The organism is Thalassovita sp. ABM4_323 (assembly GCF_056158665.1).
This window is the reverse complement of record NZ_JBSWTS010000007.1, coordinates 3,202,418-3,223,865: the sequence shown is the minus strand read 5'-3', so window position 1 is coordinate 3,223,865 and position 21,448 is coordinate 3,202,418. Positions and strand designations below refer to the sequence as shown.

17 protein-coding genes, 1 tRNA gene and 1 pseudogene are annotated in these 21,448 nt (G+C 58.4%); 10 read left to right on the top strand and 9 right to left on the bottom strand.

The features are described from left to right. Positions 1 to 54 precede the first annotated feature (54 nt). The 4 genes from ACXADQ_RS18395 (at position 55) to ACXADQ_RS18380 (ending at position 5,499) form a co-directional block, all read left to right on the top strand. Positions 55 to 1,071 (top strand): LacI family DNA-binding transcriptional regulator, encoded by a 1,017-nt coding sequence (locus ACXADQ_RS18395; protein WP_475324560.1) that lies wholly within the window; start codon positions 55 to 57, stop codon positions 1,069 to 1,071. Between the two features lie 594 nt (positions 1,072 to 1,665). After that, the gene (locus ACXADQ_RS18390) at positions 1,666 to 3,348 is read left to right on the top strand and encodes a hypothetical protein (RefSeq protein WP_475324556.1); all 1,683 of its coding nucleotides are present in this window, start codon (positions 1,666 to 1,668) and stop codon (positions 3,346 to 3,348) included. Then, positions 3,254 to 4,348, top strand: a complete 1,095-nt coding sequence (locus ACXADQ_RS18385; RefSeq protein ID WP_475324553.1) for a calcium-binding protein — start codon at positions 3,254 to 3,256, stop codon at positions 4,346 to 4,348. The genes ACXADQ_RS18390 and ACXADQ_RS18385 overlap by 95 nt, the downstream gene beginning before the upstream one ends. Before the next feature lie 29 nt (positions 4,349 to 4,377). Further along, a complete protein-coding gene (locus ACXADQ_RS18380) occupies positions 4,378 to 5,499 on the top strand; it encodes a hypothetical protein (RefSeq protein WP_475324550.1) in 1,122 nt (373 codons plus the stop codon). 87 nt (positions 5,500 to 5,586) lie between these two features. Here ACXADQ_RS18380 and ACXADQ_RS18375 read toward each other — a convergent pair whose 3' ends face one another. Next, positions 5,587 to 6,342, bottom strand: a complete 756-nt coding sequence (locus tag ACXADQ_RS18375) for a hypothetical protein (protein WP_475324547.1) — start codon at positions 6,340 to 6,342, stop codon at positions 5,587 to 5,589. Between the two features lie 97 nt (positions 6,343 to 6,439). Here ACXADQ_RS18375 and ACXADQ_RS18370 point away from each other — a divergent pair. Further along, positions 6,440 to 7,599, top strand: a protein-coding gene (locus ACXADQ_RS18370) for an IS3 family transposase (protein WP_475324003.1) whose coding sequence is annotated in 2 segments (ribosomal slippage) — positions 6,440 to 6,689 and positions 6,689 to 7,599 — 1,161 coding nt in all. Because the reading frame shifts where the segments join, the coding sequence is not laid out codon by codon here. A 26-nt stretch (positions 7,600 to 7,625) separates the two neighbouring features. Here ACXADQ_RS18370 and tnpC read toward each other — a convergent pair. The 3 genes and pseudogenes from tnpC to ACXADQ_RS18355 form a co-directional block, all read right to left on the bottom strand. Next, positions 7,626 to 8,774, bottom strand: a pseudogene (gene tnpC / locus ACXADQ_RS18365) (IS66 family transposase); the annotation flags it as partial. A gap of 70 nt (positions 8,775 to 8,844) precedes the next feature. After that, entirely contained in the window at positions 8,845 to 9,192 is a 348-nt protein-coding gene (gene tnpB, locus ACXADQ_RS18360; RefSeq protein WP_475324544.1) for an IS66 family insertion sequence element accessory protein TnpB, read from the bottom strand. Positions 9,193 to 9,402: 210 nt separating this feature from the next. After that, positions 9,403 to 10,644 (bottom strand): ATP-dependent nuclease, encoded by a 1,242-nt coding sequence (locus ACXADQ_RS18355; protein WP_475324542.1) that lies wholly within the window; start codon positions 10,642 to 10,644, stop codon positions 9,403 to 9,405. A 340-nt stretch (positions 10,645 to 10,984) separates the two neighbouring features. Between ACXADQ_RS18355 and ACXADQ_RS18350 the strand changes: the two genes are divergently transcribed. The 3 genes from ACXADQ_RS18350 to ACXADQ_RS18340 are packed head-to-tail and all read left to right on the top strand — an operon-like array spanning position 10,985 to position 13,279. Beyond that, entirely contained in the window at positions 10,985 to 11,233 is a 249-nt protein-coding gene (locus tag ACXADQ_RS18350) for a DUF3489 domain-containing protein (RefSeq protein WP_475324540.1), read from the top strand. Between the two features lie 4 nt (positions 11,234 to 11,237). Next, the gene (locus ACXADQ_RS18345; RefSeq protein WP_475324538.1) at positions 11,238 to 11,651 is read left to right on the top strand and encodes a DUF2924 domain-containing protein; all 414 of its coding nucleotides are present in this window, start codon (positions 11,238 to 11,240) and stop codon (positions 11,649 to 11,651) included. Then, positions 11,651 to 13,279: a recombinase family protein gene (locus tag ACXADQ_RS18340; RefSeq protein WP_475324534.1), complete on the top strand. Its 1,629-nt coding sequence runs from the start codon at positions 11,651 to 11,653 to the stop codon at positions 13,277 to 13,279. Before ACXADQ_RS18345 ends, ACXADQ_RS18340 begins: the two co-directional genes overlap by 1 nt. Before the next feature lie 181 nt (positions 13,280 to 13,460). Here the strand turns inward: ACXADQ_RS18340 and ACXADQ_RS18335 are convergent. Then, positions 13,461 to 13,535, bottom strand: a tRNA-Gln gene (locus ACXADQ_RS18335). Between the two features lie 160 nt (positions 13,536 to 13,695). Continuing rightward, positions 13,696 to 14,139, bottom strand: a complete 444-nt coding sequence (locus tag ACXADQ_RS18330) for an SH3 domain-containing protein (protein WP_475326104.1) — start codon at positions 14,137 to 14,139, stop codon at positions 13,696 to 13,698. Between the two features lie 191 nt (positions 14,140 to 14,330). On the opposite strand from ACXADQ_RS18330, the gene ACXADQ_RS18325 reads away from it, so the two are divergent. Both ACXADQ_RS18325 and ggt read left to right on the top strand, forming a co-directional pair. Further along, positions 14,331 to 15,317 carry a 2-hydroxyacid dehydrogenase gene (locus tag ACXADQ_RS18325; protein ID WP_475324530.1) on the top strand — a complete coding sequence of 329 codons (987 nt, stop codon included), beginning with the start codon at positions 14,331 to 14,333 and terminating at the stop codon, positions 15,315 to 15,317. A 33-nt stretch (positions 15,318 to 15,350) separates the two neighbouring features. Next, entirely contained in the window at positions 15,351 to 17,129 is a 1,779-nt protein-coding gene (gene ggt, locus ACXADQ_RS18320; protein ID WP_475324526.1) for a gamma-glutamyltransferase, read from the top strand. Positions 17,130 to 17,132: 3 nt separating this feature from the next. Here ggt and ACXADQ_RS18315 read toward each other — a convergent pair whose 3' ends face one another. The 3 genes from ACXADQ_RS18315 to ACXADQ_RS18305 form a co-directional block, all read right to left on the bottom strand. Continuing rightward, complete coding sequence (locus ACXADQ_RS18315) at positions 17,133 to 18,041, bottom strand: pirin family protein (RefSeq protein WP_475324524.1); 909 nt, start codon at positions 18,039 to 18,041, stop codon at positions 17,133 to 17,135. A 159-nt stretch (positions 18,042 to 18,200) separates the two neighbouring features. Continuing rightward, a complete protein-coding gene (locus ACXADQ_RS18310; protein WP_475324521.1) occupies positions 18,201 to 18,518 on the bottom strand; it encodes a hypothetical protein in 318 nt (105 codons plus the stop codon). Positions 18,519 to 18,765: 247 nt separating this feature from the next. Beyond that, complete coding sequence (locus ACXADQ_RS18305; RefSeq protein ID WP_475324517.1) at positions 18,766 to 21,273, bottom strand: GcvT family protein; 2,508 nt, start codon at positions 21,271 to 21,273, stop codon at positions 18,766 to 18,768. Between the last annotated feature and the right edge of the window lie 175 nt (positions 21,274 to 21,448).

Here is a 21,448-nt window from a genome sequence, read left to right as displayed (position 1 = left end):
GCGACAAACCAATTTGATGGTTTTGATGTGATGCCAGAATAGGAGCTCGACGCGATGCCAGACACCCCTCCGAAAACCGGTTGGAAAGGACCGACGATACGAGAGATCGCCGATCTTGCGGGGGTCGGACCGGCCTCTGTGGATCGGGTTCTGAACAACCGGCCCGGGGTGAAGGAAAAGACCAGAAAGCGCGTGATGACCGCGCTGGATAAACTGAACAGCGAAAACTCTGATGTCCTGAAGATCCTGCTGTTTTGTGAATCCGGGGAAACTTTTAACGGGGCTATGGAACTGGCCGCGCAGCAGGTCAACCGGTCGGTGCCCAAGATCCAGGTCGAGTGCCATTTTGTTGTCACCAGCGAGCTGGAGCCGAATTCCTTCGCCAGCAGGATCGAAGAGGACGGGCTGCAAGCCGATGGCGTTGTTCTGGTCGCGCGCGAGCATCCGGCAATCAACCGGGCGGTGCGCCATCTGACCGGGGTAGGGGTGCCTGTAGTGTGTATGACGTCGGATCTGCCCAGCTCGCGCCGCTCGGCCTATATTGGCAACGATCAAAGCGCCGCCGGGAGCGTCGCCGGCCAGCTTATCGGTCAGATTCTTCCCAGGGAACCCAGCAGTATTCTGTTGGTCATGAGTGTCGCCTATCGGACGCAGCAGGAACGCGAGCTGGGGTTTCGACGTGTCCTGCGCAGCGAGTTCCCGCATCTCAAGATCGAAGAACGCCTTATGTCCGATGACCTGCCCAAAACCACCAAGGAACAGCTGACCAAGCATTTCGACGCGCATGGTTTGCCCGCGGCCATCTACAACGTTGCCGGGGCCAACCGGGGCGTAGCCGAGGCTTTGCAGGAACGAGGCGCGGCCCAGGACACGATCTTTGTGGGGCATGAACTGACCGAAAATTCAGTCGCTCTCCTTGAGGCACGGATCATGGACTATGTGATTTCGCACGATTTCGGCAGCGAGCTTACGGCTGCGGTTCAATGGATCAAGGACCGCCTGAACGGGGTGATCACCGCGCCAAGAAACACGCAGATCCTTGTGCATACCCGGTACAATTGCGACCTTTAGCATCGAACAGTTTCCCCGCAGACAGACCGAAGATCCTCAAGGCTCAGCGGGCCAGTCTTTTTCTCTCTGAGCTGTCTTGAATGGAGCGCTAGGAGCGATACCCAGCGACCTGCTTCCCAATGAGTTCGCTGTCTGATTTCAGCGCCCCCGCTTAACCTGCGCTGAACTATCTTGCCAGATGAGGCGAGCATCCACACGAGACTCTCCTTTTCGTTTAGCATCTGGACCTCTTGAAGCTTCGGAACAGTCTTTTTTGGTATGTGTCGCGTATTTATAGTTTATTGTTCGCTTCCCAGTTTCGGCACCGTTCCGTTCTGATAAACGAGGAAAACGGCTGTTTCATTGACACACCATAGGCCCCGCCACATACTCGACAGAAGAAAAGCCCATTTTGGAATTTGAACTGAGGCCGATGGCTGGTTAAATTCTTAGGGCTAAGTTCGTATGGTCGCACCCCTGATTTTCCGGAGTTTTAAGACATGTGAAGGTGAGTTGGTCCAACTAACGGCAAAGGCTTTTGGGCAAGAAAACTGCCCCGAGAACATTTACCTGAGATTTTAATTTAGAAATTCTCCAACAGGATAACTAGTGAATATGGCCACGGTACAAAATAACTCTTCGGTACAAATCAATCCATTTAATACTTTGAAAGATGGCTCACCCAGCATGGCAAAGCTGCTGGACGGAACAGTTGTTTCCGTATTCCAGTCGGAAATTCAATCAGGCGGATTTGAAGTCCAATTTCGGTTTCTAGACCAGACCGGCTCCCCTACCGGAGACGCCGTGGGCTTGGGGACTTCGACCGCTTTGCGCGGAGGCGACGCTCGTGTCTCTTCGCTGTCGGATGATACGTTCGTTGTTATGTGGCGCACCGCGGATGCTGTTGTCGCACAGCGCTTCCATATCAGCGGAGACATGCTCAGCCCGGTATTTGTAGTAGTGGAAAGGCCAGCCCGCCGCGAAGATCAATGGTCGATCGACGACTACGATATTTTCGCAAACGCAAGCGGTGGTTTTTCGGTCTTGTACACTGTCGATCACAGAAGCGATGACGGAGAGGACATTCATGACCTTTCTCTGCACCAGGTGACCTTTGCCACAAACTCCAGCACGCTTGGCTCCGATACCGACCTGCAATCCGAACACTTTCCGAAATTCGGCAGTGCGGTTTTAAGTGATGGGCGCACGGTCGTAATTTCTCAGAACCTATTTGAGATTTATGATGGCGCGACCCTGGAACAATCCGAGTTCTTTACTCCGGTTGGATTTCAAGCATTTTCTGACCCAGTCGTCACAGCCCTGACTGGCGGAGGGTTTGTTATTGCAGGAAGCTCGGGAGACAATGTTGTTTTTAGGGTCTTCTCAGCGGCGGTTACGCTTACGGACTGGGACCAGACTTTTGAAATCGCGAATTCTTTTCGCTTGGGGACGCAATCGCAACCGTCGATCACGGCTTTGTCGAACGGTGGTTTCATTCTCGTTTGGAAGACAAACCGGGATGGCACTGACACAAATGTCGAAGGACAGGTCTTCGACGCGACGGGCGCGCCGGTCGGAGGTGGTTTCGACACCATTCTGGCGGCGACGGGAACCCAGGGGAAAGTCTCTGCCATTGAGCGTGCGGATGGCACAATTCAGCTCATCTGGCAATCAGACGAGACCGGAGATCTGGATGTGCGCGCGGAAAGGTTCACGCTCGGAGAACTCACGCAAGGCGTCTACACCATAACGGACGATCAGCCAGCGACCGGTGGGGTTACGCTAAGCGATAGTGCCGAGCAAGGCACCGAGATAACGGCCACTTCCACGATCGATGATCCGGACGGCGTGGTGTCGACGACATTAGAGTGGTTTCGAGGCCCAAGCTCGGCCTCCGCATTCGCGCAGGAAATTTTTGGTGAGACCAACACCACCTACACGCCCGGACAATCGGATGTCGGTTCCTTTCTTGGGGTGCGCATCAGTGTCACAGATACGTTGGGGGAAACGTCGCTGTTTGAAGCGGTGACCAAGTCCGCCGTTGCCAATGTGAATGATGTGCCCATCGGTCCTCTTGATGTCCAAGGATCGGCGGTGCTGGGAGGCATTCTTACTGCGGTGCAAAACTTTACGGATGCGGATGGCATCGGGAATGTGTCACTTCAGTGGTACCGCGATGGACGTGCGATCCTTGGTGCGACAGATGCGCAGTACAAGGTCACCTCGGCCGACCTGGGCAAGCAGACTCTTCGTTCGCGGATTTTATGTCGATGGATTTGGTACCTCGGAAATTGTTGACAGCTTACCTGTCGGATGGGCACCGACGGAGGATGCCGATTTCATCGGGGGCACCTTACAAGCCGACAGCCTCTTGGGACTTGGGGGGGACGATACACTCTTTGGTCACGATGGCGACGACACCCTGAACGGAGGGGACGGCGCGGATTTGATGCGTGGTGGCGACGGTTCGGATTTTTACTTTGTCGACAATGTCGGAGACGGGATTGTGGAAAGCCGCGCTTGGAGCGGACATGACATTGTTCAGTCGTCTGTCGATTTCCGGATGGGGCGCTCTCATATTGAAGACCTCAGGTTGACAGGCAGTGCGCAAATCGGTGCTGGCAACGGTTTGGCGAATGAAATACGCGGCACGGCAGGCAACAACATCCTGGACGGCGGCAAGAACAATGACACGTTGATGGGGGGCGCTGGTCATGACACCTATTTTGTGCGCGCACCCGGCGATACCGTTGTTGAAGCGGCTGCGCGTGGCATCGATACGGTGAAGGCCTTCCGCTCCTATCTTCTAGAGGCCAATGTCGAGCGCCTGTTCATGCAGACTGTGTACACCAAAGACAACGATCCTGCGATTTTTAACGGTATCGGGAACACGCTGGACAATACGATCGTCGGCACCCCTTTTTCCAACACCATCGTTGGGCGCGAGGGCAATGACGTTTTGAAAGGTCAAGCCGGCGCCGATACCTTTGTCTTTGATCGCGGCCTCGGACCGAACAACATAGACCGGATCATCGATTTCAACGTCAATGAAGCCGACGAAGGCGACATGCTGTATTTGAAAAGTTCGGTCTTTGGCGGGCTGGCGACAGGGGCTTTGGAGGCTGAAAGTTTCGCACTGGGTACCACCGCTACGCGTGGCTCCGACCGACTAATCTTTGACCAGTCGTCAGGGCATCTCTGGTTCGACGCTGATGGCTTAGGCGGGGGTGCACAGGTTCTGGTTGCTCGGTTCGAGCAAAATGCAACTATAGAATTGAATGACATATTTATCTTTTGAGCAATTCTACGGAGCAAACGGATTTCGCTATGATCACCGTTGAAAAACGCACGCTGCCGGACGCTACCTTTTTTTTCGAATGGTACGGCACACCGCTGGCCGATGACATCCGTGGCTATGGTGGGCAGTGGAACTGGATCAACGGGGGGGATGGCGATGACCGTCTGGAAGGCGGGCGTTTTCCTACCCCCGAGGGTAATATTCTTAACGGAGACGGCGGTAATGACACCCTGCTCGGCGGGGATGCGCAGGACTTCTTGATCGGTGGTGACGGCGACGACCTGATGCGGGGCGGACGGGGCGACGACTATTACGAGGTCTCGTCGGTTGGCGATGTCGTGGTCGAACGGGAACGCTGGGCGTCCGGGGATCTCGGTGGGGACAAGGTTTTTTCTTTCATTGATTTCAATCTGGCCACCGATGGCGTCGGGGTTGAAAACCTCTCGCTCGGTTCCGGCGCGGTGTACGGCACGGGCAACCGGCTCGATAATGAAATCCGTGGCAGTTTCGACAACAACATCCTCGACGGCGGTCGTGGTGTCGATACCCTCTATGGCGGTGGTGGCAACGACACGTTCCATTTGCGCACGCCGGGGGATGTCGCGGTGGATAACAGTAGGTTTGGCAGCTACAATTACTTCGATCATGACATTGTCATCGCCCATGGCTCTTTCCGGATGGATAAGGGGATGGAGGAAATCCGTATCCAGGACATGATCGGCAAGACCGGAAATCCGGTGCAGAACCTCACCGCCGTGGGCAATGAGTGGCACAATGTCATGACCGGCAACGCCTATGACAACAATCTCAACGGCTTGGGCGGGGCGGATACGATGACCGGCGGCACCGGGGATGATACGTTCGTCTTTGCCACAGATTTCCACCCCAACCACATCGACACGATCACCGATTTCGGTGTGGGCGACGACCGGCTGCTGTTCAAGCGCAGCCTGACCGAGCTGCCCAGCGGCGCGCTGGATGCGGAGGCTTTTCATCTGGGCGACACCGCCCAGACCGCCGACCACCGCTTCTTGTTCGACGGCACCACGCTGCGCTATGACGCGGATGGCGATGGTGCGGGAGCTGCGGTTGATGTGGCCGTGTTCAAGGGGGCCCCGATCTTGACGGCGGGAAGTATCTTCATCACCTGACAGAATGTACCGCCTTCTCGATGGGCTGATGGCTCGGGTGTGCCCGAGCCATCAACCTTGGGGATCATTGAAATCCGCGTTGCCAGATCAGAAGATCTCAATATCATCCGCTGCGACGGTTGCATTCTGATCAAAGGTGGCCAGCAGCTCCTGTGCACCTGCGCCCGAGCCGTCAGCGTCGAACCACAACTGCCCTGATGCCTGATCGAAGATGAACCTGTCGCTTGCATCCAGTGCTGCGGTACCGGCCACGAAATCGGCTGCGTCCAGTACACCCGCCGTCACCCCGCCGCCCAGCACCGAGGCCTTGAACTTCAGCGTGTCGTCGTCGCCATTCACTTCGAAATCGATGATCCGGTCCACGTTGTTTGCGCCGATCGCCCGGTCGAACACGAAGGTGTCATCGCCTGCCTGGCCCTTCAGAACATCATTGCCTTCACGCCCCACAATGGTGTTGGCAAAAGGCGTGCCCACGATCGTATTGTCCAGCCCGTTGCCGATACCGTTCAGATTGGCCGGGGCGCCTGATTGCGTGAAAACGTTCTGCATATAGAGCTTCTCGACATGGGCATCCAGCGCGTAAGACCGGTAGGCGCGCACTGCATCAACACCCTCGCCAGCGGATTCGACGATGTTGTCGCCGGGCGAGCGGATGACATACAGGTCATCCCCCAGACCGCCGATCAGCGTGTCAACGTTCTTGCCGCCGTCCAGAATGTTGTCAGAGTTGTTGCCTTCGATCCGGTTCATCAACCCGTTGCCCGCGCCAACGCGCGCCGTGCCGGTCAACTCAAGATCTTCGATATGTTTGCGCCCCATCCGGAAATCGACCGAGCTGATCACCGTGTCATGCCCAGACCACTTGCGGCTTTTGACCTGCCCCCCGAAATCTCCCGCACTTTAATGTAGAGTTTGCTCAACCTCTTGAAGGAGCAAACAAATGCGAAAGAGCCGTTTCACTGAAGCCCAGATCATTGGGATGATCAAAGAACAAGAAGCCGGGATTCCGACGGCGGAGGTGTGCCGCAAGCATGGCCTGAGCCAGGGCACGTTCTACAAATTCAAATCCAAGTATGGCGGCATGGAAGTGTCTGATGCGGCCAAGCTGAAGGCGATGGAGGACGAGAACGCCAAGCTTAAACGTCTGCTGGCCGATGCCATGCTGGACAACGTTGTGCTGAAGGATTTGCTGGGAAAGAGTTGACGACGCCGAATGAGCGGCGAGAGGCAGCGCTCAGGGCGATGCGGGATCATGACATCTCGCAACGCCGGGCCTGCCGACTTGTCGGTGTCGATCCGAAGACGGTCCGGCGTGAACGCCCGCCGGACAATCCTGAGATACGCAAGGAGATGAAGGCCGTCGCGGCCAAACGGCGTCGGTTTGGCTACCGCCGGATCGGCGTGATGCTGGAGCGCGAAGGATACGTGATGAACCACAAGAAGCTGTATCGGCTGTACACCGAGGAGAAGCTGGGCGTTCGGCGACGGCGTGGACGGAAACGGGCGCGTGGGTCTCGAACACCAATGCCAGAGGCTTTGAGGCCAGGCGAACGTTGGTCGATGGACTTCCTGTCGGACACGTTCGGGGCATCACGCCGGTTCCGCATCCTGGCCGTCAATGACGATTTCTGCCGTGAGAACCTGTGCCTGATGGCCGACACCAGCATCTCGGGTGCCCGGGTTGCGCGTGAGTTGGATGCGCTTGTGCGTATCTATGGCAAGCCTGCCAGCATTGTCAGCGATAACGGGACTGAGTTCACAAGCCGGGCAATCCTGAAATGGGCGAACGACAACGGCGTCGACTGGCACTACATTGATCCGGGCAAGCCACAGCAGAATGCCTTCATCGAGTCATTCAACGGCAGCTTGCGCGACGAATGTCTAAATGAAGAGATGTTCGAAAGTCTGGATGATGCGCGTCGAAAACTGGCGCTCTGGCGGTACGACTACAACAACGTCAGGCCGCACTCATCTCTCGGAAACAAAACGCCCGCAGAAGCGCGCCGAACGCTTGAGCAATTTGAGAGCTCCGCGTCCGGCGCGCTTGCCCAAATTGACGACCAAGACTATGAAAACCAGACCCGCAAACTCTCGTTATGAATGAGGGAGCCTCGGGGGGCAGGTCACAGATCATCGAAGATCGGTTTTGATCTGGATTGCCGCAGCGCGACACGCGCGTCGGGGGATGTGCCCCGCGCGTCTTTCTCCACGGCATAGAGCTCCGCGATCCGGCGGATCGCGCCCTGGGCAATCACATTGCCCTGTGATGCGAAGACATCCACGAACTTGCGGCGCACATGGGCCATGCAGGCCATCTCATCAGCCTTGCCATGCCCGAACAGGCCGTTGAAGCCGGAGTATCCATCGGCATGGACCCAACCTTGGTAGCCTGCAAGGTGGCTCACCGGATGTTCGCCTTTGCGATCCACTGTGAACTGATACCAGACGCAAGGCGGGGACGATCCCGACCAAGGCCGTTCATCACGGACATAGGTCCAGACCCGCGCCGTCTTGGTCTTCTTTTGACCCGGCGCTTGCATCTTCACAGGTGTATCATCCGCAAAGAGCGCATCACCACGCCGAACAATCCGCCCGATCTCATCGGCAAGTGGCTCCAGCAACGTGGCTGACCGACCAACCCAATCGGCCATTGTCGAGCGCTCCAGATCGATCCCTTCGCGCGCATAGATCTGGCTCTGGCGGTACAAGGGAAGATGATCAGCGTATTTGCTGACCAGCACATGTGCCAACAGGCCAGGGCCGGGCCTGCCACGCTCGATAGGACGAGACGGCAACGGTGTTTGGACGATGGCTTCGCAACCGGCACAGGCTTTGCGGGGCCGGACGATGCGGTTCACGATGAAGCTGCCCGGCACATACTCAAGTTCTTCGGTGATATCCTCGCCAAGCGTCTTCAGCTTGCCGCCGCACCGCGTGCAGTCGTCACCCGGGGACAGCACCTGGTCATGCCGATCGAGATGATCTGGCAGCGGCTTGCGGCTGTGCTGGCGTGGTGCATTGTCTTCTGTGGTTGTCGCCAGAGGCTGCGCTTGTTCTTCCGCGGCCTCGGCAATCGCCTCATCTTCTTCGAAGGTCAGGTTGAGTTGATCCAGGCTCTCGGACCGCACGCCAAAACGATGCCGTTTCTGGCCCGCCAGTTGATGCTTCAGCTTCTCGATCAGCAGAGCCTGCGACTTGACCTCATCCGCCAGAAGCCGGTTCACGGTCCGCAGTTCAGCTGGGTCATCTGGCGTGATATCGAGGTTCTTCAGCATCGCCGATCCTATACCGGATCAGGGACAAAACGTGAATCCCGAAAGCGCTCAAGATGCTGTATTTACTGTCCTATCCGACCTGCAGGGGACGCCAGGTCTTTTGCGGCATGCGCCAATCGATCCCTTCCAGCAGCATCGACAATTGCGCGGCCGTTACGCTGACCTTACCGTCCTTCGCCGCAGGCCAGACAAAACGCCCCTTCTCAAGGCGCTTGCTGAACAGGCACGCGCCCTGTTGATCCCACCAGATAATTTTGAGCAAGTCGCCGCGACGCCCACGAAACACAAACAGATGACCGGAGTACGGATCCAGCTCCAAAACCTTCTCAGCCTGCGCCGCCAGCGTGTTGAACCCACGCCGCATGTCGGTGACACCCGCCGCAAGCCAGACACGTGTATTGCTGGGAACCGGGATCAAACCGCCAAACCTTGCACCAATCTGACCACAGCGGGCAACGCTGTCGGCCCTTCGACCAAAATGCGCCGCCCATCCGATAGGGTGATATCCACCCGGCTGGCCGACAGAGGGGCAGATGGAGACGGCATTGGCACGTCGATTGGTGCTGGCTCGCGGGCAACACCAGCCTCGATCTCAATCGGCAGAAACACTGCTTCTTGATCGGACGCATCAGGCTCTGGCGCAAAGCGCGGGTCCTTCAGTCATTTGAAAATAAGGTTCGCGTTGCCGCCAAGCAAAAAAGAGGTGTTGCTTGTGATTGGACGGACCAGCGGGTGCTGTCTTTGACAATGGCGAGACAGACATTTGCCCATCTTTGTTATCGACAAAGTAAGTTGCTTCGACAGGGAACATTGCCGCGACAAGAGGCGAGTGTGTAGTGACAATAGTCTGATCGCAGAGCGCGTTTAGCCGGTTGACGAGCCGTTTTTGTTGAGAAGGTTGAATGTGTAGCTCAGGCTCCTCAACTGCGAGGACAAATGACCTGTTCGCATCTGCTCTGGCCTTGCCGAATTGCATCAGTAGCAGGAGACTTTGCAAGGATGTCAAACCAGTTCCTTGCCGGGCGGAAGGGAGGGTTGGGCCGTCCCCGTGGGCAAAATGTGGTACGACGCTTTCGAGGACTGAACTGCTGTCCGTCCCTGTTATACGAAGCTGAAGCCTTGGTGATGATGGCATGAGCTTACCAAGTTCATCATTGGCCTGCTCGACAATCGTTGTAAGGCCGTCTTGTTCTTCTAGTTTCTGACCAGCTTCCGGTTCCCAAAGACGTTCTCTTGCATCGCGTATAGCAGTCGCAGGGAGGCCACCCAATGTTGCAACGAGACGCCGAAAAAGCTCTGAAGTAAACGAAATCCATTTGTCCCATGTTCGGGACGCGGGGACCATGAAGAAGCCAAGTTCTTGAAGCGTCTTCGAGGAAATCGGCGTGACAACAGTGTCTTCGTGGAATGGATCACCAAGAGTTGCTTCATCATCCACAAAAAACCTGACGGTCTCGGCCTCGAGTTCCTGGAGATCAAATCGGGCCGAAAATGCGATCTGAACACTTAGCTCAGTGTGCTGACCGTCTGCTGATGCAGCAAGGCTGCCTGTATTTGGGTTGAGCCACTTTTCAACGCCTCCGCGACCAATCGCAAACCAAGATGGGCTATGCTGCGGATCATTCTCCGGAAAGCCTGTGACGGTGGCAATGATTAGGATCCGAGATGTTTCGATGGGTCTGCTTTTATGAAAGTCATGTTCAGTCAAGCGCCGAACCAATCGGTCTCTTCCCAGCAGTAGGGCAAGAGCCTCGATAATCGTTGTCTTGCCGTTGTTGTTCGGCCCTACAAGAACGGAATGTTTGCCAAAAGTAATGTCTGCGTTCTGCACCCCACGCAGGCCTGAAATCTTGAGACGCTGAATAAACAATTAGTATTCCTGTTTCGATCAAAATGATGAGATAGATACACGCTTAGGGCGAGGCTACAGGGATTAGTGCCAGTTGAAAATGCCATTTGTGTTGGTTGGGTCGCCAAGCAAAAACCTACTTTGTCGAAGCATAGCCCATAAGGATGTCTGCTTTTCCGAACCAGGTGAATTTTCTTCGCGCCCGCAGCGAACTTCAGCTTCCTGCCTTCTTTCAGAAACGACTGGACTTCGGTGCGTTGTGGAGCGGTAGTGTTCGCACCTTCTAGGTTGCCCGGGATTGCCGGGCTCCACTCAGTACGGGGCGAGGGATTGGCCTTTGCCCGCAAAGTGGAGAAAGACGATGTCCATCAAGACCAAACCCAAAGCGCCAGCGTCTAAACAGGTCAAAGCAAGTCCCAACCGTCAGCAACAACTGGTTAGGCTGCTGAACCGCAAGTCCGGCGCCTCGATTGCACAGATGCAGGAGGCCTTCGGCTGGCAGCCGCATACAGCACGTGCTGCAATATCGACGCTGCGCAAAGCCGGAACGGTGGTCGAGCGAGCCGATACCGACAAGGGCTCGATCTATCGGATTGCTGGTGAGGGTTGAGATCATGGCGACGGAAAACACTCACAAACTTGAGGAAGCGATTGCTGCGATTGAGGCGTTAGACCGGCAAGTATGCCTGGATCAGTGGCGAGCGGCGTTCGGTCGCCCCCCGCCGAAGTATCTCTCACCTCAGTTCATGAAACGGGTGCTGATCTGGGAACTGCAAATCCAAATGCTGGGTGGGCTGTCGGCGAAAACTGAGCGCCAATTGAAACAGATCGCGTCAGGCAAAGCACCGACCGCAATGGCGAAACCTGGCTCGCACCTAGTTCGGGAATGGAATGGGCGCACCTACCAGGTTGAAGTGGTGGATGGTGGCAATGTCATGGATGGCAAGACTTGGCGGTCCCTTTCAGCCATTGCCCGGCATATCACCGGTGCTCGCTGGTCTGGCCCGCGCTTCTTCGGGGTGCAGTAATGCGTCGGGTTCGCTGTGCCATCTATACCCGCAAAAGCTCCGAAGACGGGTTGGAGCAGGATTTCAACTCGCTGGATGCCCAGCGGGAGGCGTGTGAGGCCTATATCGCCAGCCAGAAACACGAGGGGTGGGAGCTGTTGCCGGATCACTATGATGACGGTGGCATATCGGGCGGGCACCTGGATCGCCCGGCACTGCAGCGGTTGATGCAGGCCGTGGACGAGAAACGCGTTGACCAGATCGTGGTCTACAAGATCGACCGCCTGACGCGTTCCTTGGCTGACTTTGCCAAGTTGGTCGACCGGTTGGACGCAGCGGAAACCTCCTTCGTATCGGTCACCCAGAGCTTTAACACCGCCACCAGCATGGGGCGCCTGACCTTGAACATGCTGCTCAGCTTTGCCCAGTTCGAACGAGAGGTCACGGCAGAGCGCATCCGTGACAAGATCGCCGCTTCCAAGCGGAAGGGGATGTGGATGGGTGGCAGCGTGCCATTGGGCTATCAGCCAGATGGCCGAACACTGAAGATAGACGAGGCTGAAGCTGAAACGATCAGAACGCTTTATGACCTCTATCTGAAACTTGGCACCCTGCGGGATGTAAAGGAGCGGGCAGAGGATCTCGACCTCAGATCCCGACGCCGTGAACGAGCGGGCGGTCGGATCTCAGGCGGCACTCACTTCGACCGAGGTCACCTTCAGCATATTCTGAGCAACCCGGTCTATGCTGGCCGAATTCGACACAAACAACAGGTCTATGATGGGCAGCATCCAGCTATCATTGATCCAGCGGTTTGGGACAAGGTTCAGTACATGCTGCAGAGAGGGGCAGCGGTTGCTCGCGGCTCCAGACAAAAGGCGACAAGATCGCTTCTGGCAGGCAAGCTGTTTGATGAAACCGGCGATCGTCTGACGCCCAGCCACAGCCGAAAGAACGGCAAAAGACTTCGCTACTATATCTCCCGCAGGTTGGTCAAAGATCGCAGCCGGAAACATCCGGATGCCTGGCGGCTGCCTGCGGATCAGGTGGAGAGCTTGCTGGCTGAACTTATTGGGCAGCATCTGACCAGAGCCGGTGCCGCGGCAGTGATGACTGTAGATTTGACGGCAGCCGAAGTGTCAGGCGTATCGAAATGGCTACAGGAACAAGGTAATGCAACAGAACATCTGGCTTTAATAGAACGGGTTGATCTGCTGCCGGGCTCCCTAACAGTACGGCTGGACAAGGTAAAGCTTGCTGACCGTCTTGGCAGCAAACCGGAGCAGATCAACCCAGCGGCATTGACAATCGAAGCTCCGTTCCAAATGCGCCGCCGCGGTGTGGAGCTGAAACTGCATCTGGGCGAGGCACCGGCCGAGATCGACAGAACGCTGGTGCAGAACATCATGAAGGGACGCAACTGGCTGGCAATGGTCATCGCGGGCAAAACCTTCTCCGAGATCGCCGACACAGAAGGTGTCTCGAAGCGCCGTGTTCAGGACGTGACCAACCTAGCATTGCTCTCGCCTGACGTTCTTGACCGCATCGCTGCAGGTGAGCAGCCCGATGGCCTCACCACGGACTATCTGATCAAGACCCGCTTCTCTGCTATCTGGACAGAACAGCGCCAACAGTTCGCTGCGCTCTGAAACAAAACACCCTGAAATCGGTAAACTCGTACCGCCGGAATCGCAAACAGAGACTACGGGCTGGAATCCGCCCGGTTCGTGCTCATATCCGCGTCTCTGTTGAAAACCCTGTCTGCCAAGCGCCCGAAAACACGCGACAATTGCGCGGCAAACTCTCAACGTCTGAAAACAGGGAAGTGCTTGGCTGGGGTGGTAGGATTCGAACCTACGGTACACTGTACCAAAAACAGTTGCCTTACCACTTGGCTACACCCCAACGGTGAGGGCGTAGATAATGCGATGGTTTGGCGGGTGCAAGCCCCAAAAGACGAAATAATTGTCATTTTTTATCTGCGGTTTTGAGGGCGCGCGCAGGGGGCGATTGGGGGCTCGTTTTGGTCGATGCCCCTTGTGCTCGGCGTTCGCTTGGGCTGGGATTAGTCCCGGATCTCGTCGGGGGCGACTCCCCAAAGAGAGTGCTTGGGGGACCAGCCGCGATAGCCCCCGGTCGAGAGGCGGCACCAGTCGGGGCCGCAATCCTCGAGCCGGGCAATCACGCCCATTTCCAGGCGGGCCTTGATCGGGGCGCCGTCATCCGGGCGGGCGTGCAGTTCCAGCAAATCCTGATCCACGATGACGGTGCGTACGCCGGACAAGAGCGAATAGTGCACCCAGCCGCTGGCGCCGTCACGGTCGCGCACGCGGCGCCAATGTTCGTATTCGGCGGTGACCTCGACGGGCATGTCGCGGCGCTTGAACACCCAATCGATCCGGTGAGTCAGACCGGGGCCGCGACGCACGTTTGCCTCGCTGGCCTTGATCGAGACATAGCGGGGGATGGGCAGATTGGTGACTTTGCCACGTTCGCGCGGCTCGGCCATCGCGCCAGAAGCCAGAAATACCCCGCAAATCGCGGTCAGTAGACGCGCCGCTGTCATCAGTTCACCTGTCTTTGCCCGTATGGCGCCCAGTAAATTTAACGCCTTATTGTGCCGGGGGTTCTTGTGCCCCGGCCTTTCATCCGCCACTCTGGCATCAAAACGCGCAGTTGAAAAGAAATGGGAGGACCCTGATGCCATCTGAGCGCCTGAGTGTTGTCGTTACGCGACGCTTGCCCGAAGTGGTGGAAACCCGGCTGATGGAATTGTTCGACGTCAAGTTGCGTGTGGACGATACACCGATGACGCGCAAGGAACTGATCGAGGCCATTCAGGACTGTGATGTGCTGGTTCCAACCTTGACTGACGACATCGATGCCGGGCTGATCGGACAGGCAGGGGAGCGCCTGAAACTGATCGCCAATTACGGCGCAGGGTTTGACCATATTGATGTGAATACCGCGCGGCAGCGGGGGATTTTGGTGTCGAACACGCCTGGTGTGGTGACGGACGATACGGCCGACATGACCATGGCTCTGATTCTGGGCGTGACCCGTGGGATTCCGCGCGGGCTGGCCGCGATGGGAACGGGGGATTGGGCCGGTTGGTCGCCCACGGGGTTCTTGGGTGGGCGCATCGGAGGCCGTCGCTTGGGCATTTTGGGCATGGGCCGGATCGGCCAGGCCGTCGCCCGCCGCGCCAGCGCCTTTGGCATGCAGATCCACTATCACAATCGCCGCCGTTTGCGCCCCGAGGTCGAGCAAGAGCTGGAGGCCACCTATTGGGAGAGCCTGGATCAGATGGTGGCGCGCATGGATGTGATCTCGGTCAACTGTCCGCACACGCCCTCGACCTTTCATCTGATGAACGCGCGCCGGCTGAAGCTGATGAAGCCAAGCTCGGTGATCGTGAACACGTCGCGGGGCGAGGTGATCGACGAAAACGCGCTGACGCGGATGCTGGCGGCGGGTGACATCGCCGGGGCCGGTCTGGACGTGTATGAACGCGGTGCCGAGGCCAATCCGAAGCTGCGCGAACTGGATAACGTGGTGATGTTGCCGCATATGGGCTCGGCCACGGTCGAAGGCCGTATGGAAATGGGCGAGAAAGTCATCATCAATATCAAAACCTTCGCCGATGGGCATCGCCCTCCGGATCAGGTGGTTCCCGCCATGCTGTAAACGCCGGCTGTGGGGTCGGGGAAAGGAGCGCACATGCTACGTTACATCTCGGCCCTCGCGTTGGGGATCGTTCTGGCAGGGCCCGTCACAGCCGAGCAAGCCGCCGATTCCGTCGCACCTGAACTGGGCGGGGCAGGGCGGCAGGCTTTGAACGCTGCCGTCGCGCAGTCGCAATCGGCCAAGGCAGCGGGTATTCCGGTTCAGGCACAGGACTGGATGGTCGTTGCCGCAAATCCCTATGCGGTACAGGCGGGCGCGCGCGTTCTGGAGGCCGGAGGCACCGCCGCAGATGCCGCTATCGCCGTGCAATTGGTTTTGGGACTGGTCGAGCCACAATCCTCGGGGCTGGGCGGGGGCGCATTTGTTGTTTGGTACGATGCGGATACGGGCCGGTTGAGCACGCTGGACGGGCGCGAGACCGCCCCGCTCGAGGCCACGCCAAGGCTGTTTCAGGACGAAAATGGCGAGCCGCTGAAGTTCTTTGACGCGGTTGTCGGAGGGCGCTCGGTCGGGACGCCGGGCACGCCCGCGCTGTTGGCCGCGCTGCACCAGAGATGGGGCAATCAGCCCTGGCCCAGCCTGTTTGACGACGCGATTGCCCTGGCCGACCGGGGGTTCGAAGTTTCGCCGCGCATGGCGGCCTCGGTCGCGCGGGATGCGGATCAGTTGGGGCGTTTCCCTGCCACGGCCGCGTATTTTCTGCCCGGGGGGCAGCCGGTGCAGTCCGGCCATATTCTGATCAACACCGAATATGCCAACACCTTGAAAACGCTGTCTGATCATGGGGCAGGGGCCTTCTATTCCGGTGCCATTGCCCAGGATATCGTGCAGACTGTGCGCCAGGCTCCGAACGCGCCCGGTGTGCTAAGCCAGCTGGATCTGGCGATCTATCAAGTCAAAGAGCGCGACCCGGTTTGCGCCCCTTACAAAGCCTATCAAGTGTGCGGAATGGGCCCGCCGTCCTCAGGGGCGCTGACGGTCGGGCAGATCCTGGGCATGGCCCAGCATCACGACCTGTCCGCCGGCCCCGATGACCCGCAGGTGTTGCGCATTCTGGGGGATGCCAGCCGTCTGGCGTTCATGGATCGTGCGGTCTACATGGCCGACAGCGATTTCGTGCCCGTTCCGGCTCAGGGCCTGCTGGACCCCGACTATCTGCGCCAGCGCGCTGCCTTGCTGACAGGGGATCGGCTGAAGGATGTGGCCCCCGGCAATCCGAAATATGATCATGCCAGCGCTTGGGCCGCCGATGAATCGCTCGAGCTGCCCTCGACCTCTCATATCTCGATTGTTGATGGCTATGGCAACGCGCTGTCGATGACCACCACGATCGAGAACGGCTTTGGCTCGCGCCTGTTCGTGCGCGGGTTTTTGTTGAACAACGAGCTCACGGATTTTTCGTTCCGCTCGCATCGCGATGGGCGTCCGATCGCCAATCGGGTCGAGCCGGGCAAGCGGCCGCGCTCGTCGATGGCGCCCACCATCGTGATGCAGGACGGCCAGCCCGTTCTGGTCACCGGTTCACCGGGCGGCAGCATGATCATCGGCTACGTGGTGAACAGCATTCTGGCCTGGGCCGAATGGGGGATGGATGTGCAACAGGCCAGCAGCCTCCCGCACCGGATCAACCGCTTCGGCCGCTATGACGTGGAACCGGGCGCTGGATCAAGTTCGACCGTTAAGGCGCTGGAAAATATGGGATATGCGGTGAAATCCGGCCCCATGGTATCAGGTCTGGGGATGATCCAGATCGGCGAGGGCCTGCTGGGCGGGGCTGACCCAAGGCGCGAGGGAATCGCCCTGGGTCAATAGGCCTTATCCGTGGCGGATAAAGCTGCCGTTCTGTAGTTCACGGAAGGCCTGGCGCAGCTCGTCCTGTGTGTTCATCACGATGGGACCATGCCAGGCCACGGGTTCCTGGATGGGGCGGCCGGTCATCAGCAGGAAGCGTATGCCCTCGTCGCCCGCCTGCACGGTGATCTCATCGCCCGAACCAAAGCGCACCAGCGTCCGATTGCCTGTCATGTCGCGGATATTCATCTCTTGCCCGCGGAACTCTTTTTCGACCTTGATCCCCACCGGGTCCGAGGCATCGCGGAACGTGCCCGATCCGGCAAAAACATAGGCCAGCGCGTTCGAGCGCGTGTCCACCGGCAGCACCTTGCGCTTACCTGCGGGCACCGAGATATCCAGCAGCATCGGGTCAGCGGCGATCCCGTCCACCGGGCCGGTGATGCCCCAGAATTTGCCGATGATCACCTTGACCACCGTGCCGTCGTCATCGATCTCGACCGGGATGTCGCTGGCCGTGATGTCCTGATAGCGCGGTGCCGTCATTTTCAACGAAGACGGCAAGTTCGCCCACAGCTGAAACCCGTGCATCCGACCCAATTGATCCCCTGCGGGCATTTCCTGATGCACGATGCCGGATCCAGCCGTCATCCATTGAACCGATCCCGGACCCAGAAGGCCCTTGTTGCCCAGCGAATCCGCATGTTCAACCTCGCCCTCCAGCACATAGGTGATCGTCTCGATCCCGCGATGCGGATGCCAGGGGAACCCTTTGGAATACAGCCGCGGATCGTCATTGCGAAAATCATCCATCATCAAGAAGGGATCGGTCAGGGTCGGATCGTCAAATCCGAACACCCGGTGCAAATGGACACCCGCGCCCTCCATGGTGGGCTGGGCAACCGAGGTCGCGGCAACTGGTCTGAAGGTCATAAATCGCTCTCCTGTTCTGTGGCCCTAATGTGTGGCGCTTAGGGGCAAAAGCAAATCCCAACAGAAGAACTTTGAATGTGCATATGTGCACATTAGGATCGGCTGACCAGAAATTCCTCATCAAAAAGGTTGGCGGCCCATCAGGCCGCCGAACCGTGTTTACCGGCAGTTTCCATTTTGCGGCGCATAGCAATAGGCCGGACCGCCATTTGAGGGCACGCAAACCTTCATCCCGCCGGTGCAAATCAATCCACCTTTGCAGTCAGCATAGGCAGGCTTGTAGCACCCGCCCGGTCCGTACGGGCCAGGGGGGCAGGGCACGGTCCCCGAATAAGGGCAGCTTTGCGCCACGCGATATGATCCGTCCTCACCAGCCGCAGCCAGCTTCTCGGTCAGGGACAATTCCCCACCTGCCAGGGCAGCACCCGCCCCAAACATCATCACCACACCAAGCACTGTCACTGAAATAGGCTTCATCTCAAGTCTCCTCCAACTTGGCCGTCCCGGCGCGAACCCCTCTGGCCCACGCGTCGGACCATTGATCGCGAGGCAATCTCCTCGCAACGGGAAGTGTCGCACAAACACAGGTAGGGCGCGTTGACCCTGGTCAATTTCGCAACAATTATAGGGATTTACATCCGCAAGGCCGGGTGACAGCCGGAGGCCAGCGCCAAAGGCGCTGGACGACATATAAAGCGCGCCCCGTCAGGGGCGCACCATTGGATCAACCGTCTTTGCGGATGCGTTCGTTCTTGGGATCATAGGGGCTGTCGCAGGTCACAACGGCATCCCACAGGTGATCGAACATCTTCACCTTCAGCCGCGTGCCGTCGACCGCCAGATCGGGGCGCACATAGCCCATGCCGATGCTTTTCTCAAACGCCACGGAATACCCGCCCGAGGTCAAACGCCCCACCTTGGTGCCATCGGCCAGATACAGCGCCTCGCGCCCCCAGGGATCCGCATCCACGGGGCCGTCGATCAGCAGGGTACAGCATTTGCTCCGAATACCCTTGGCCTCCATCGCGGCCTTACCGTGGAAGTCCTTCGACAGATCAATGAACCTGGGCAGATCCGCCTCGGCCGGAGTTGCGTCGCGGCCCAGCTCGGTGCCAAAGGCGCGATAGGATTTTTCCTGCCGCAGCCAGTTTTGCGCCCGCGCGCCGACCAGCTTCATCCCGTGTTTTTCTCCAGCCCCCATCAGCTGATCCCACAGGTACCTCTGCATCTCGATCGGGTGGTGCAGCTCCCAGCCCAGCTCGCCGGTATAGGCCACGCGGATGGCATTGACCGGACACATGCCCAGCTCGATCTGGCGTTCCGACAGCCAGGGGAAGCGTTTGTTCGACAGAACGGTTTCTGGATACGCATCGCGCACCAGCTCGTTCAGAACATCGCGCGATTTCGGTCCGGCGATGGCGAAAACGCCCCACTGAGTGGTCACGTCCTGCACGCCGACCCACTGGCCTTCGCTGTCCGGATTCCAGGCGTACACGGCCTTGAGCAGATAGTCCTGATCATAGGCCGTCCAGGCCCCGGCAGAGACAAGGTAATAGTCATTCTCGCCCCGCCGCACGATGGTGTATTCGGTGCGTGTCGTTCCGGCCGAGGTCAGCGCATAGGTCAGGTTGATCCGGCCAATTTTGGGCAGTTTGTTGGTGGTGAACTGGTCCAGAAATGCCGTGGCGCCCGGACCGAAAACAGCGTGTTTGGTAAAGGCCGAGGCGTCAATCAGCCCCACGCCTTCGCGAATGGCGCGGGCCTCGTCCACAGCATATTGCCACCAGCCGCCCCGACGGAAACTGCGGGCATCATGGTCGAAACTGTCGGGCGCCTCCAGCGGGCCATAGTAATTGGGCCGTTCCCAACCATTCACCTGCCCGAACTGGGCTCCCAGCGCCTTTTGCTTGTCATAGACGGGTCCGGTGCGCAGCGGGCGGGCGGCCTCGCGCTCTTCATCGGGGTGGTGCAGGATATAGACGTGCTCGTAGCATTCTTCGTTCTTTTTGACCGCGTATTCGGTGGTCATCCACGCGCCATAGCGTTTGGGATCCAGGCTGGCCATGTCGATCTCGGCCTCGCCTTCGACCATCATCTGCGCCAGGTAATACCCGGTGCCGCCTGCGGCGGTGATCCCGAAACTGAACCCTTCGGCCAGCCACATGTTGCGCAGCCCCGGCGCGGGGCCGACCAGCGGGTTGCCGTCAGGCGTATAGCAGATCGGGCCGTTGTAATCGTCCTTCAGCCCCGCCGTTTCCGAGGACGGAATCCGGTGGATCATCGACATGTATTCTTCTTCGATGCGTTCCAGATCCAGCGGGAACAGATCGGCGCGGAAACTGTCGGGCACGCCATAGGCAAAGCGGGCCGGGGCATTGCGTTCATAGGGGCCCAGAATCCAGCCGCCACGTTCTTCACGAACGTACCATTTGGCATCCGCATCGCGCAGAACCGGGTGTTCGCCATGGGTTTTGCGGTACTCGACCAGCGCGGGATCGGCATCGGTCACGATGAACTGATGTTCGACCGGGATTGCAGGAATTTTGATCCCCAACAGCTGCGCCGTGCGCTGCGAATGATTGCCCGTGGCGGTGACCACATGTTCGGCGGTGATGACGCTCTGTTCATCCGAGGCCACCAGGTTGCCGCCCTTTTCCACCATCTTGGTGACGGTCACACGCCAGTCGCTGCCGGTCCATTCATAGCCATCGACCTGCCATTTGCGCTCGATGATCACGCCGCGCTGACGGGCGCCCTTGGCCATGGCCATGGTCACATCGGCGGGGTTAATATAGCCATCCGTGGGGTGATAAATCGCGCCCTTCAGGTCCTCGGTACGCACCAGCGGCCAGCGGTCTTTGATCTGCGCAGGCGAAAGCCATTCATAGGGCACATCAGCCGTTTCCGCGGTCGAGGCATAGAGCATGTATTCGTCCATCCGCTCTTGCGTCTGCGCCATGCGCAGGTTGCCGACGATGCTGAACCCCGCATTCAGGCCGGTTTCGGCCTCCAGCGTTTTGTAGAACTCGACCGAGTATTTGTGGATATGGGTCGTGGCATAGCTCATGTTGAACAGCGGCAGCAGGCCAGCGGCGTGCCAGGTGCTGCCCGAGGTCAGCTCGTCGCGTTCCAACAACATCACATCCGACCAGCCCGCACGGGCCAGGTGATAGGCGATCGAGGTGCCGACGGCCCCACCGCCGACGACCAGAGCTTTGACATGGGTTTTCATTGCGCAGACGACTCCGTTGCGTGGATTTACCGTGAAGATGGCCGATTGCGCGGGCGGGCGCATTTACCAGCCGACCCATGATAGCGCGAAACCGACATGCAATCGCAAACACGATCAGCACAAAACCGACCGCGCGGTCAAATGGGCTTGCCGCGCCGCAGAGCATACCGTAGAT

Bases quoted from the DNA above. Each gene is read 5' to 3' on its own strand.
- ACXADQ_RS18325 (WP_475324530.1), top strand. From the start codon at position 14,331: ATGCCATCTGAGCGCCTGAGTGTTGTCGTTACGCGACGCTTGCCCGAA.
- ACXADQ_RS18385 (WP_475324553.1), top strand. From the start codon at position 3,254: ATGCGCAGTACAAGGTCACCTCGGCCGACCTGGGCAAGCAGACTCTTC.
- ACXADQ_RS18315 (WP_475324524.1), bottom strand. From the start codon at position 18,041: ATGACCTTCAGACCAGTTGCCGCGACCTCGGTTGCCCAGCCCACCATG.
- ACXADQ_RS18305 (WP_475324517.1), bottom strand. From the start codon at position 21,273: ATGAAAACCCATGTCAAAGCTCTGGTCGTCGGCGGTGGGGCCGTCGGC.
- ACXADQ_RS18380 (WP_475324550.1), top strand. From the start codon at position 4,378: ATGATCACCGTTGAAAAACGCACGCTGCCGGACGCTACCTTTTTTTTC.
- ACXADQ_RS18350 (WP_475324540.1), top strand. From the start codon at position 10,985: ATGTCCATCAAGACCAAACCCAAAGCGCCAGCGTCTAAACAGGTCAAA.
- ACXADQ_RS18390 (WP_475324556.1), top strand. From the start codon at position 1,666: ATGGCCACGGTACAAAATAACTCTTCGGTACAAATCAATCCATTTAAT.
- ACXADQ_RS18330 (WP_475326104.1), bottom strand. From the start codon at position 14,139: ATGGCCGAGCCGCGCGAACGTGGCAAAGTCACCAATCTGCCCATCCCC.
- ACXADQ_RS18395 (WP_475324560.1), top strand. From the start codon at position 55: ATGCCAGACACCCCTCCGAAAACCGGTTGGAAAGGACCGACGATACGA.
- ACXADQ_RS18340 (WP_475324534.1), top strand. From the start codon at position 11,651: ATGCGTCGGGTTCGCTGTGCCATCTATACCCGCAAAAGCTCCGAAGAC.
- ACXADQ_RS18310 (WP_475324521.1), bottom strand. From the start codon at position 18,518: ATGAAGCCTATTTCAGTGACAGTGCTTGGTGTGGTGATGATGTTTGGG.
- ACXADQ_RS18345 (WP_475324538.1), top strand. From the start codon at position 11,238: ATGGCGACGGAAAACACTCACAAACTTGAGGAAGCGATTGCTGCGATT.
- ggt (WP_475324526.1), top strand. From the start codon at position 15,351: ATGCTACGTTACATCTCGGCCCTCGCGTTGGGGATCGTTCTGGCAGGG.